Source organism: Promineifilum sp. (SeqCode) (assembly GCF_041918635.1).
In the GTDB taxonomy this organism is placed as follows: Bacteria; Chloroflexota; Anaerolineae; order Promineifilales; family Promineifilaceae; genus Promineifilum.
Map to the genome: position 1 here is coordinate 1 of NZ_JAYRVJ010000599.1, position 12,837 is coordinate 12,837.

General features: G+C 70.0%; 9 protein-coding genes and 1 pseudogene. All 10 read right to left on the reverse strand.

All coding sequences use genetic code 11. The features are described from left to right. Positions 1-474: 474 nt before the first annotated feature. Positions 475-1,149, reverse strand: a complete 675-nt coding sequence (locus ACE3UY_RS17680; RefSeq protein WP_374688808.1) for a hypothetical protein — start codon at positions 1,147-1,149, stop codon at positions 475-477. Further along, positions 1,146-1,811: a hypothetical protein gene (locus ACE3UY_RS17685; RefSeq protein WP_374688809.1), complete on the reverse strand. Its 666-nt coding sequence runs from the start codon at positions 1,809-1,811 to the stop codon at positions 1,146-1,148. Before ACE3UY_RS17685 ends, ACE3UY_RS17680 begins: the two co-directional genes overlap by 4 nt. Positions 1,812-1,832: 21 nt before the next feature. Next, positions 1,833-2,558, reverse strand: coding sequence for a hypothetical protein (locus ACE3UY_RS17690; protein ID WP_374688810.1), 726 nt, complete (start codon positions 2,556-2,558; stop codon positions 1,833-1,835). A 15-nt stretch (positions 2,559-2,573) separates the two neighbouring features. After that, entirely contained in the window at positions 2,574-3,854 is a 1,281-nt protein-coding gene (locus ACE3UY_RS17695) for a hypothetical protein (RefSeq protein WP_374688811.1), read from the reverse strand. Between the two features lie 2 nt (positions 3,855-3,856). Further along, the gene (locus tag ACE3UY_RS17700; protein WP_374688812.1) at positions 3,857-7,264 is read right to left on the reverse strand and encodes an ATP-binding protein; all 3,408 of its coding nucleotides are present in this window, start codon (positions 7,262-7,264) and stop codon (positions 3,857-3,859) included. 3 nt (positions 7,265-7,267) lie between these two features. Then, the gene (locus ACE3UY_RS17705; protein ID WP_374688813.1) at positions 7,268-8,692 is read right to left on the reverse strand and encodes a hypothetical protein; all 1,425 of its coding nucleotides are present in this window, start codon (positions 8,690-8,692) and stop codon (positions 7,268-7,270) included. Then, a complete protein-coding gene (locus ACE3UY_RS17710; RefSeq protein WP_374688814.1) occupies positions 8,692-10,329 on the reverse strand; it encodes an Hsp70 family protein in 1,638 nt (545 codons plus the stop codon). The genes ACE3UY_RS17705 and ACE3UY_RS17710 overlap by 1 nt, the downstream gene beginning before the upstream one ends. A 2-nt stretch (positions 10,330-10,331) precedes the next feature. Continuing rightward, on the reverse strand, positions 10,332-10,802 hold the full coding sequence (locus tag ACE3UY_RS17715; RefSeq protein WP_374688815.1) for a hypothetical protein: 471 nt from the start codon (positions 10,800-10,802) through the stop codon (positions 10,332-10,334). A 12-nt stretch (positions 10,803-10,814) separates the two neighbouring features. Next, positions 10,815-12,482 carry a serine/threonine protein kinase gene (locus tag ACE3UY_RS17720; RefSeq protein WP_374688816.1) on the reverse strand — a complete coding sequence of 556 codons (1,668 nt, stop codon included), beginning with the start codon at positions 12,480-12,482 and terminating at the stop codon, positions 10,815-10,817. A 16-nt stretch (positions 12,483-12,498) separates the two neighbouring features. After that, a pseudogene (locus tag ACE3UY_RS17725) lies at positions 12,499-12,837 on the reverse strand (hypothetical protein); the annotation flags it as partial.

Here is a 12,837-nt window from a genome sequence, read left to right on the forward strand (position 1 = left end):
GGTTCTTATACCAGTAGTAGCAGTTTGCCATCGTGTTCTTACTTCCCACCTTATGCTTCATAAAGAACCACAGACCGTCGCTGGCGACAGGCAGGGGCGATAGCAGCCTCACCGCGAGGCTCAGGGCGATATTGCCATCATATGTGTGGCTACTGGCGCCGGAGGGTAGGGGGTGACTATTGCGCCGCGGGTCCTGGTGCGCGGATATAGTTATATTAAGCTACATTAGTTAAACCATAACTTTACCCGGTATTCCCGCGCGACGACGCGCCCCTTGCCTCTACTTCACCCGCGCCACCCGATCCACCACCAGCGTCTGCCCCCGGCCGCGTCTGCGAACAGCCACAGATGATAGAACCCCGGCGCGGCGTCGGCGGCCAGGGTGAACGTCTCGTCGAACGTCAGGCCAGGGCCAGGATGTTGCGGCGGTGGCCGGGGCTGTCCATTTGCCGCCGCCGGGCCATCGTCGCGCCCTCAGCCGTCCCCTTCGTCGTTCCAACCGGCCGCCGCGCGCGGCTGGCCCAGCGACCCGATGAGCGCCGCGCCCGCGGCCAGGAGGAGCAGCGCCAGGGGGGCGAGGGCCTGCGGCGCGAGGGTCGCCCGCGCCCCGCTGAGCGCGTCGAGCCAGCCCGGCCCCCACTCGCCGACGTGACCGAAGGTGTCGAGCAGCGGCGTGGTCGCCAGCGTCAGTAGCAGCGCCCCGCCAAAGAGCAGCGCCGCCGCGGCCGCCGCCCGGTCCAGCCGGTCGCCCCCCGCCCCGGCAGCCACGGCGATCAGCAGTCCGGCGGCCAGCGCCGCGGCCACGTAGACCCCGACCACGGCCAGCTTCACGAGGGCCGCGGTTTGCAGCGCCAGCAGATGCCAGGAGAAGAGCCGCTCGTGCGCCCGCACAAAGTCGAAGTTGGCCGGGAACTGGTTCTGGCCCAGCAGCGCCCACAGCCGCTCCGGCGGCAGTCCGGGCCGGATGCCGCGCGCGGCCAGTTCGTCACGGATGAAAGCGGGCAGTGATGGGTCGGCAGCCAGCGCCTCCAACTGTTCCAGTCGGTCGGCGCGCTCGGCCAGCGGGTCGAAGGCGACCCAGGGCAGACAGGCGGCGGCCAGCAGCAGCGCCAGCCCCAACCCGAAGATGATGGCCGCGGCGCGGTTCATAAAAGCTCCTCCGGGCCGGCCGGGGGCGGCTCGCTCAACGCGTGCAGCGCGCCGATCAAGCACAGCGCCAGGCCCAGGCCCATGACCGCCGGGCCGGCCCAGTGGAGGCGCGCGGCCAGAATGGGCAAGGCGATGGTCGACGCCTGGGGGTACGGCCGCTCGCCCAGCCCGTCGATGATGGGCAGGTGATAGGCGATCAGCAGCGTCAGCCCGGCGGCGGCGAGCAGCAGCAGCCAGGCCGCCCACCTGGCCCGCGTCCAGTTCACGACGTGGGCGGCGACGAAGACCAGCGCCCCCAGCAGCGTCGAGACGATCCAGACGGCCGGCCCGGTGGTGAGCGGCAGCGTCAGCCAGCCGCGCCAGTTGGTCAGCAAGCCAGTCACGCCTAACCAGCGCAGCGCCGTCTCCAGCGACCGGATGCCCAGCAGGACGAGCAGCCGGCTGGCGGTGGGCAGCGCCTCGCCCAGCCACCCCAGGCCGATCAGGTCGAGCGGGCGCAGGCTGAGCCAGGGCAGGATGAAGAAGCTGATCAGCATGAGCGCCACGCCGGCGAGGGCGAAGGGAGCGGGACGCGACTCATCCCGCCGCCACCAGACGAGCGCCAGGACGGCCGGCGTCAGCAGCAGCGCGGCGAAAGCGAGGTTGAGACACCATAGCAGCATGCGCACCCTCCATCCGCGTTCCTAGCCCTTGCGCCACGGCTCCACGGCCAATCGGCGCAAGACGTCCGCCGGCGGCGCGGCGACGGCGAACTGCTCGAGGGCGATCTTGGCCGCGGCCAAATAGAAGCGGGCCGGCCGGTCGGTGGGGCTTTTGCGTCGGCGCGTGTCGGCGGCGTAGGCCGCCCAAAAGGCGTCGGGCGTCCTTTGGCCTTCCAGGAAGGCGACCGACCACCGCCGCCAGAGCGCCAACTCCGCCGGCAGGCGCTCCAGGCCGCCCTGCTCCTCCATGAGTTGCCAGAAGGTAGCCAGGTGTTCGGCGTCGCCGCGCAGCAAGTAGCCGGGCGGCATGGCCGCGTAGCTGCTCTGGGGGTGGGCTTGGCCGTCAAACAGCCCCTCGACGTTGAGGTTGATGGAACGGTCTAGCTGGAACGCCTCGGCCTCCTGCCCGGCCCACCACTGACCGAGATACGTTTCCAGATGGAGGTGGGCCTGATTGAAGGGGTATTCGGGCCACAGGCGGCAATCGTCTCGTTCGACGGCCCGGACGAAGAGCGACAGGGCCTCATCCAGTTGCGGCCGCCATTCGCCGCCCTCTGGCCGCGCCAGGTAGGCGCCGAACGCTGCCTCGAAAAAGGTGTGGCCTATTTGATAGAGGTTGCCCTTCCCCTGTTCCACCAACTGGCGGCCGATCCGCATCGCGCGCGCCAGCAAATCAGCGTGTTCCCGCCACACTTGCGTGCCATTCATATTACACCCCATTCACTACGATTTCGCTCTTTCATCCACCTTCAGCAGGCTGGCCGCGCCAGCGTCGAAGTGGACGAGGCGGCCTACCCCTTTGGCGTCGAGGTTCTCATTGGAAACGCGCGTATCCTTGCCGATGACCAACTCCTTGACCACGCTGCCGTCATACAGCGCGGCGGTCATCTTGTCCTTCGTCGCCTCGTCCAGGTCGCTGGCCTCTATCGCCTTGGCTGTATCGGTCACGTTCTTGCTCCAGTGATCCTTCTCCCAGGCGCTGATATCGCTCACGTAACCGGCCCGGCCCTCGGAGCCGTAGTTCTTCTCTTCCACCACCACGACTTGGTCATTGACCTTATCATAATATACAGCGTCGAAGCCGGGCGTCGTAACGGAGCCGTGGCGGGGCAGGGCGTCCAGGTCTTCGTTGCTCTCCAGATAGTTGCCGTAGGCGTCTTCCAGCTCCGCCCCCTTGGCGTGGCGCGGGTCGCTGTACACTTTGGGCTGGGCGGCCTCATCCTCGGCCGCCTTCTTCTCCGCTTCGGCTGCCTTCGCTTCCTCGGCTGTCTTCGCTTCTTCGGCTGCCATCTGCTCCGCGGCGGCCTGGGCTTCCGCTTCGACCTGGGCGGCCTTCTCCGCTTCGGCCGCCGCTTGTTCCTCGGCCGCTTCCGCCTCGGCCTGGGCCGCCGCTTCCTCAGCCGCTTGTTCCTCAGCGGCCCGTGCTTCCGCTTCGGCCGCCGCTTGTTCCTCGGCCGCTTCCGCCTCAGCTTGGACTGCCGCTTCCGCTTCGGCCGCTTCCGCCTCGGCGTGGGCCGCCGCCGCTTCCTCAGCCGCTTGTTCCTCGGCGGCCTGCGCTTCCGCTTCGGCGTGGGCCTGCGCTTCCGCCTCAGCCGCCGCCTGATCCTCGGCCGCCTCATCCAGCGGATCCCCCTCCGGCGCTTCCACCGCCGCCGGCCAGCCGTCTTCCGCCCCGCCCGCCTCGTCCAGCGGGTCGCCGGCCGGCTCATCCATCCCGGCTGCGACCCCATCCGCCTCGCCCGGCAACCCATCCCACGCCGCGCCCCGCTCGTCCAGCAGATTCCCCTCCCCCCACCCTGCCCCGGCGTCGGACGCTCCCGCGCCGGTTGCCTCGGCGTCGAGCGTTCCGGCGTCCGACGGTGAAGCGTCGACCGGCGGCTCCATCTCGGCCGGCGCGTCGCCCACGTCGCCCACGTCGCCCATGTCGCCCATGTCGCCGCCAAAGTCGCTGCCGGCGTCCATGCCGCCAAAGTCGCCCATCTCGCCGCCCATCATCTCGCTCATGGTTACTTCTCCACGGCTTGCGCGTCGAGCGCGCGGCGCGCCTCGGCCAGCAGCCCCGCGTCGGTCGTCGCCTGGGTCAGTAGACAGTAGCCAGCCACCTGCGCCAATCTGTCGGCCGACCGGGGCAGCGAGAAGCCGAGTTGCCCAACGGCGGCGCGCCGCCAGATCGTTATGTCAAGTTTCTGTCCGGAGCCGGCGTTGCGCAGCCGCCCCAGCAGCGGGACAACGTCGGGATTGTTGACCTCTTGCAGCCGATGGCCGAAATAGCAGCGCCGCGGACAGGCGGCGCAGCCCGGTCGCCGCGCCGCCGGGGCGAAGGCGACGCGCCCCCGCACCAGGGCGCGCAGCCCGTCGAGCCGGTCGCGCACCACCGCCAGCCGGGCCGGATGATCCCACCAGTCGACCACCCGGTAGCCCCACAGCCGGGCCAGCGCTGCCTGAAGCTCCAGCTGCGCATCCCACGTCTGGGGCGGGCCGTGCGCCGCGCGGAAGCGCCGCGCTGCCGTCGCGGCCAAAGCTAGCCGCAGGCGGTCGAGCGCCTCCGGGGGCGCGCCGTCCGCGCCGCGCGCCGCTTCGTCGAGCGCTGCCTCGTCGAGCGCTGCCTCGTCGAGCGACGCCTCGTGGAGCGACGCCTCCAACTCGCGCCACGTCTCTGTCAGGGGGCCGACGCCGAGCAGGAGGATGGACAGAAAGCGGCCGGCCAGCGCCGGCGCGTCGGGGGCCAGGCGGATCAGTTCGGCTGCGCCGGGAACGTCGTTCGGGAGGGCAGTCTGCTGCCCGGCCCAGCCGACCATCCGCTCCCGTACAAGCCGCCGCGTCGCCCGGTCTTGCTCCTGGGGCGTCTGGCCCTTCTGCCGGTCCATCAGGGGGTCTTCCACGTTGTTGATCTGCACCCGGCACGCCTCTTCCAACTCCTCGCTGTGGATGATGGCCTCCCCCTGTCGCAGCCGAGGCAGCTCCTCTAATTGGCCCGGCGTCAGGTTCATGGCGTTGCCGACGGCGGCGCGGTCGTCCAGCGCCAGCAGCCGGTGGACGATCTTCAGGTTCGACCCCTTGATGGCGTCGGGGATAAGCTTGCTGGGGGTCTGGTCAACAATGACGAACCCCTCGCCATAGACGCGCATCTCGGCCATCATGTCGGCGAACATCTCCACCGCCTTGCCGCGCGGGTTGGCCGATTCGGCCGAGGCGACCGGCGGCGCGTGGCGCAGCAGCCGGTGGGCCTCCTCGATGAGCGTCAGGTGACGCAACGCCTTGGACATGCCCCGCGCCCGGCACGCCTCATAGAGCCGGATGAACAGCAGGGCCATGATGAACGCCTTCTCGTCCTCGTCGGGCACGCCGCGCAGTTCCAGCACTACGGGGCGCTCCAGCAGCATGTCGATGGGCGTGCCGCGGGCCGTGTCCAGCATCAGCCCCTTCGTGCCGTGCAACAGGCTGCCCAGCCGGGCGCGCAGCGCGGCGCTGATGTCCTGGGTCAGTTGCGCCCCATACCGCTTGCTGGAGACGATAACGTCCACCTGGTCGTGCAGGTCGCTCAGGCGCGGCAGATAGGGGGTCAGGTCGGCCGCCGGGTCTTTCACTTTGACGTAGCGGTTGGTCCCGCGGGCCACGTCCCAGCCGCGCTCCTGATAGATGGACAGGATCGCCTCTTCCAGCAGGTAGGGCATGGAGGCGTACATGGGAAAGGCGGCGTTGAAGACGGCCTTCACCAGGTCGATGTGACCCAACAGGGGAAAGTCGCGGTCGAACTCGAACGGATTCAGCCGGAACGGGGCGACCTCCTCGCCCAGAGTGAAGACGAGCAGGTCATCTTTCACCCGCTCGTCGTGGTAGAGGAACCGGTACTCCGTCTTGGCCGGGTCGATGACCAGGAAGTTCACCTTCTGGTCGCCGGCGCGGGCGGCCGACAGCAGCGCCAGGCAGGTATTCGTCTTGCCGGAGCCGGTCAGGCCAGTCACGAAGGCGTGACGGGTCAGCCCCTGAGGCGAGACGCTCACCGGCGTCTTCTTCAACTCCTCGCCGCGATAGACCAGCTTGCCCAACTCGAAGCCGGCGATGGACGGAGGGTTGAGGTTGAAGTCGGTTGTGGAGACAAGCTTCAGCCCCGGCACCTCACGGTGGGGCAGGCTCATCATCACCGCCAGTTCGTCGGTAGCCATGGGCGTGCCCAGCCCATAGAACTCCGGCCCGATTGGGTGCGGCTCGTCCTCGTGCCAATCCAGCCGGGGGATGCGCAACGCTTCCAGCGCCTCGCCCACTTCGACCGGCGCCTCCGACAGATCGACCATGCGCAGCGGCTCGGCGAAGCTCTGGTGGCCGGTGTAGAGGCCGCGTAAAATCCCCTGAGCGCGCAGGAAGGCGTACTCGTCCTCGCTCGCCAGAAAGACGCCCACGTTCCAGAAACCCAGATTGCGCCCGCGTTGCAGCCGAACCTGGAAGGCGTCGAGCATCTGCTCGCAATAGTGGGCCGTCTTGTCCAGCTTTTCGTGGGAGAAGGCTACCGTCTGGCTATCGGCGGTTCCGTCGGTCGTGCTCTCCATCTGGGCGCGGCCGAGTGAGAAGCCGACGAGCGCGCCGATGGCCCCGCCCAGGCCGGCCGTAATGGACGTGGAGTGGCCGATCGTGACATTGCGGGTGGCCGACCGCCCTTGCGATTCGTTGACGGAGCGGCGCACCAGGGTGTGGATCTCGCCGCTCAGTTGGCGCACGCGGTCTTGCATCCCGGTTAGGCCGCCGATCGGCTCGGCCAGGATGAGCAGGCTATACGCCTTGCCGCGCAGGCCGTCCACCAGCCGGTCGACGCTCTGGGCGAAGAAGGCGGCGGCGTCGGCCTTCAGTGACGGGATGCCGGTGATGCACGCCCGCCGGTTGCCGGGATCGGCCAGCGGGGCCAGCCACGTTTCCCAGCAGTCGCTATACCGTTCCAGCTCCTCAGACCCTTGCCGCCGGGGGCCGAACTCGATGCCGGAGAAGTTACTGCGCAGCGCGTGCTGCAGGTTATCGACGTAGATCGAGGTCGAGTCGTTGGCCGACCGGCGCTGGGGGTTCCGCCGAAAGCGGCGCAAACCCATGCGCAGGGTGACGACGTGGCCGTCGCTGCGCAGGCCGTAGACCAGACTGTGATCACTATCGTGCAGGCTGCTGAGCACGTTGAGCATGTTGCTGGGGTGCAGCGCCTCCGCCTTGTTGGCCCCGTGGCGCACCCGTTCGATCTGGAAGAACCGGCTCTGGGCGCGGACGTCGCCGCCCTCGTAGGTGAAGTTGGTCTGCGAGGCATCGAGCGCCTCAAACCAGCGGCGTTCCAACACCCGCAACATCTCGCGCGGCAAGTTCTCCTGAATCCAGGCCAACACCTGCTCGGGCGATGGCTCCAGCGGCCCGGCATAAATAGACGGCGTCAGGCTCACGGCTTACTCCTCCCGCCCGGCCGGCGCGGCGCGCAGGACGCGCGCCAGCCGCCAGGCCGAGGCTAACGGCACACCTATCCACAACAGCGCCGCGGGCAGCAGCCAGGCCGGCCGGTCGCCCAAGGCGGACACGATGCCCAGCGCGAACAGCAAGGCCAGCACCGCCCACCAACCCACCAGGGCGGCGCAACCCGCGCCGAACTGCTTGCGGACGAAGAACCAGCCCAACCCTAGCACCCCCACCAGCCCGCCCACAAACTCCACCGCGAACCCCAGGCCCGGCGAGGCGGGGCGCGGCGCGGGCCGGGGGACGATCGGGCGCGCCGGCGGGGGGGCGGGCGTGGGGGGTGCGACCGGCTCGATCTCGCGCGCGGTCTGGCGCAGCAGGCCGCGCGCCACGGCCTCTTCGGGGTACTGATCGGTCAGCACGCCGGCGCGGCCGGCGCGGGCCGCGGCCCACTCGGCGACAAAGGGCCAATGCGCCCCACCCCCCACCAGGATGATGCCGGCCGGCGCGCCGTCCGCGGCGTGCTTGGCCAGAAAGGCGTCGCCCACCTGCCGGAAGCGGTCGAGCAACGGCCCGGCCACGTCGGGCGCGGCGAAGGTCGCGCGGTCGAGCGCCAGGGCCACAGACGTGTAGCCCAACTCATAGACCCCCTCGTGCCGCTCCCGGCCGGCGGCCCAGGCGTGGGCGAAGTCGATCTTGAACGTCTCCAGCAGCGCCCGCGTCGGCAGTTCGAACTCGACCGGCTCGCCCGCCTGGTGGCTCAGCGCCGGCGCGAAGTGGTTGAAGAGCGCCCGGTCGAAGTCGCGGCCGCCGGGGCTGTCCTGCGCGGCGTCCAGCACGCGGGGCGGCGCGTCGGCCCGGCTCTCCACTAGGGCGAAGCGCGTGCGGGCCGCGCCCTGATCGACCACCAGGTAGCGCCCCGGCGGCTGCCCGTCGCCATAGGCGGCCAGGGCGGCCAGGGCGCTGTCGCGGGCCGCCACGTCGGCGAAGCCGACTCCGCGCAGGCGCGCCGCCATGCGCTCCGGCAAGTCGGGCGGCGCGCCGCTGGGCACGGCCACGCGCGCCGCCCAGTCAGCGGCATCGGGCGCGAAGCCGTGGTCGCGGGCCAGCGTGGCGATGATGTGCTGCAGCAGGAGCGTGGCGGCCTGGCCCAACTCGCCACTACTGTCGTTCTCCACGGCTAGCCCCCAGTGCGGCTGGCCGGCGGCCTCGTCGTGCAGCAGGACGCCGTCGCCCACCGCGGCCAGTTCGCTCTTGTCGGCCGACAGCAGCGCCAGGTTGGGCAGGGCCGGGCGGCCGTTGAACTCGACCATGTGGGGGCGGGGCGCGGCCCCTGGCGTGGGCGCGGCCCGCACGGTGGCCGCCCGAATGTTGGCGCTGCCGAAATCGAAACCGACCAGCATGGCGGGGGTTTGAGGCATCAGGTGTATTCTCCTTGTTCGGCGCGGCGGCGCTTCTCGAAGTACTGGATGGCGATCTGACCAAAGCCGTAGGCCGCCGTGATGGCGACGCCCCCCTTCAACAGCCAGCCCACGCCGGGCACGAAGGTCAGCATCTCCGAGACGGCGATCTTGGCCGCCGTGCCGCCGGCCAGCAGACCGACCACCACCGTCATCAACTGGCGCTCTTCCAGCCGGTAGCCATAGGCGCGGGCCACGTCCATCACCATCTTGGCCTCGATGCCAGTCAGCGGTATCTGGGAGATGCCGGGGATGAAGCCCAGCACCGTGCCGACGCCGCCGGCCGTGGCCGCCCAGCGCTTGACGCACCCCTCGGCCTCGTCGTGGCAGCGCCGCAGATCGAGCGGTTGGTCGCTGATTGAGGCCAGGGGCAGCGCGTCCAGCTTGGCCCGCGCCGTCGTCTCCAGGGCTTCCGGGGCCGACGTCGGGCCGGCCGCGGCCTCAGCCGGTACAGGCGCGCGGCGCGGCATCTCGAAGCCGGTGCGGGCCAGGGCCAACCCCTGCGAGATGGTCAACTCCGGATGGGGGGAGACGAGGCAGACGCTGCGGCCGAAGTAGCTGTCGGCCATCTCGCGCACGAAGTACCAGCGGGCGCTGCCGCCGGTCAGGATGACGCGGTCAATGTCGCGCAGCGAGCGATCCGACTGGCGAAAGGCGCGGGCCAGCATGCCGGCGAACTCGTTGATGAGGGGCGCGCCCATCTCGGCCGATTCGAACGCCTGGCGGGTCAACTCGACCGGGTTGCGCACCCCCTTCACCGGGGCGCGCTGGCTATAGCGGTCTTGCCCCCGGCCCAGGTGATCGGAAAAGCGCTGCTTGAAGTCGCGCACGAACTGGATCAGCTTCAGGCGCTCGATGGGGGTCGGCGCGTGCTCCCCCGACCAATGGCGCTCCAGGACGAGCTTTTGCAGCAGCAGCCGGTCGAAGTCGCGCCCGCCGAACGTCTGGCCGAAGGTGTGGCGGATGGCCGGCTGGGCGCCGTTGGGCTGGGTATCGACCACGGCCAAATCGGTCGTGCCGCCGCCGATGTCGATGACCAGCCACGATTGGGTGCGATCCTCGAAGGCGATGTCGCCCCGGTGGGCGTGGAGGTACATGGCGGCCACGGGCTCGGGCGTCGCCTCGACGTGGGGCAGGCCGGCGGCGCGGACGGCGCGCAGCATGGCCTCGACGCGCGCCGGCTGGCTGCGCGTCCACTCGGCCGGCACGCCGACGTTCGTCACCACCCCATCGGCCGGCTCATCCGGCGGCAGCACGTCGCCCGCCCGCCCGCGCACGTCCTCAAGCAGCAGGCGCACGCACTGCTCCGCCTCCGCGCCGTCCGCGCCGCCGCCGCCCAGCCGCAGCTTGAACTCCTCGCGCACGCGCTCCGGATGTTCCAGGTAGGCGGGGTGGTGGAACACGTCTTCCCCGGCGGCCAGCCGCTCCCCCCGCTCGTCGAGTAGCAGGGCGGAGGGCAGGAAGGGGTGGCGGCCCAGCTTGACGGCCATCGGCTCGTCGAACCGGCCGGCACCGCGGTCGAAGCGGGTGTAGCACAGGCTGGTGTTAGTCGTGCCGACGTCGAGGCCCAGGTGGCGGACTCGTTTGGGATCGATCATGGTCAACTATAATCCTCGTCGTTGCCTCGCCGGCCGGCGATCAGCTTGTAGAGCCACGCCCCCAGCGCGCCGACCAGCCCGCCGCCGACCAATTGGAAGGGGCCGCAGATGCAGATGTAGGGCACGCCCAGCAGGAGCGACGCGCCGAAGGTGATGGCCCCGGAGAGGAGGGCGATGAGGCCGTTGATGACCAGGGAGATGGCCCACAGGATGAGAGCCGCCAGCGCGCCGACGAAGAGGAGTTCGCGGCGGTTGCGGCCGTCGGCGGCGGCGAACTTGGCCGCCAGCGCGCCGCAGCCCAGGTAGATCAGCCCCAGGATGGGCAGCGACAGCACCAGCGCCGCGCCGGCCGAGTAGTAGTTGAAGAAGTCGGCCACCACAAACGGGATGGCGCAGAGCAGGGCGGCGCGCAGTTGGGGCGGAACGCGCCCCCAGGTGGAGCGCCGGCCAAAGTCGTAATCGTCGGTATCCATATCGCTTCCTCGCTAAAGGTGTAAGGTCTGGGCCTGCGGGTCGGACGCGCTCAGGGCGACGCGGAAGCCCACGTTGTGATAGCGCCGCTCCCGTTCCTTCCAGCCGCGCCAGGGGCACATGGTGACCAGGGGCGACCGCTCCCGCTCATCGAACGCGCCGCCGCGCACGATGCGCATCTGTTCGCCGTTGTCGGGGTGCTCCCGGCCGTCGCGGCGATAGGGGTAGCGCCAGAAGCCGCTGCTCGTCCACTGCCAGACATTGCCGACCGCGTCGCCCAGGCCGAAGGGGCTGTCGCCGCGCGGGGAGTGGTCGCCGACGATGACCGGCGCGCCGCGCCCCACCGGGCAGCGCCCCTCCTCGAAGAACGGCCCCCACGGGTAGAGCCGCGCCGCCTTGGCCGCCGGGTCCCAACTGGCGGCGACCTCCCATTCGGCCTCCGTCGGCAGGCGATAGGGCCGGCCGGTCGTCTCGGCCAGCCAGTCGCAGTAGTCCACCGCGTCTTGCCAGGTGACCAGGACCACGGGCAACTGTTCGGCCCCCGGCGGCGGGTGGCGCGTGCGGGCGTCCCAGCAGTAAGGGGCGGCCCGCGGGTCGGAACTGGTGGGCGGCGACTTGTGGGGGTTGGCTTCCAGAAAGCGCCGGTACTCCTCGTTGGTGACCGGATAGCGCCCGATGAGGAACGCCTCCAGCGCGACGTCGTGGCACGGCCCGACCGGGTCTTCGCGCAGCCCCGGCAGGTCGCTGCCCATCTTGTAGGGGCCGCCGGGGATGGGGATCAGCTCCGACCGGGGGGGCGACGGCGCGGGCGGCGGCGGGGCCGGGTCGTCCAGCGCCGCCTTCATGGCCGTCGCCGTCTGGTAGCGGTCGTCGGGGTGAATCGCCAGGGCCTTCAGCAGCACGTCCGATAGATGTGGCGGGAGACGCTCTTGCAGTTCGTGCGGCGGGGTGAGCGGGTCTTTTTGGCGGCGCAAGCGCTTATAGGGTTCGGTCGGCGTTTCCTGGGTCAGGGCGTGATAGAACGTGGCGGCCAGGCCGTAGATGTCCGTGGCCGGGCGGGTGTGCGAGTCGTCGGCCAGGCGGCGCACAAAGTCAGCCGCGGTGGTGGAATAGCTCTCCAGATACTCGGGCAAGAACATCTCGATGGGCGCATAATCGGGGGTCATGAGACCGTGAACGAGGGTCGTCGTCCCCCTCCTGTCCAGCCGGCGGGCGATGCCGAAGTCGAGCAGGACGGCCCGCCGCGTGCCCTCGCGGATGATGATGTTGCTGGGCTTGATGTCGCGGTGGATGATGTGGGCGTCGTGCAGGTGGGCCAGCGCGTCGAGCAACTGACCCAGCCACACCAGGGCGTCGGCGCTGTCGATAGGCCCGGCGAGCATCGTCTCCTTCAGGTTGAACCCGCGTATATACTCCATAACGATGATCGGCCTGTCGCTGAAGTCCGCGTCGTAGATTCGCGGCAAGCTATCGTGGCGGACGTCGACCATCAGGTCGGCTTCCCGTTTCAACACGGCCTTGTCAGTGGCGCTCCACGGCGTGGTGTCCGGGGAAGTCTTGATGACCAGGTTCCACCCCATTTGGAGGTGGATGGCGCGGTACGTGGTCGCCATGCCGCCCTTATCCAGGTAGCTGACGATCTCGTATTTGCCCAGCAGGATGTCGCCTGGTTGCAGGGTCATCCTCCAGCCCTCCTTCTCAGACGCCGGTCAGGGCGTCGAGTTCGCGGAGCACGTCGGCCATGGTCGGCGGGCGCTCCGCGGGGTCGTCCGCCGTCATGCGCCGCAACAGCCGCCTGGCCGGCTCGTCGAGCGGCGCGCCGTCCAGGCGGTCGCGCCGCAATACCTCGGCGGCGGGCGGGGCGAACAGCATGTCGTACCACACCACCCCCAGGGTGAAGACGTCGGCGCGGGCGTCGGCGTTGTGGATATCGCGCCGCTGCTCCGGGGCGACGTAGCGCCCCGTCAGCAGGGCGGCGCGGCCGGTAGTCACGGTCATTTTGTAGCCGGGCAGTCGGGCCAGGTCGAAGTCGCCGAC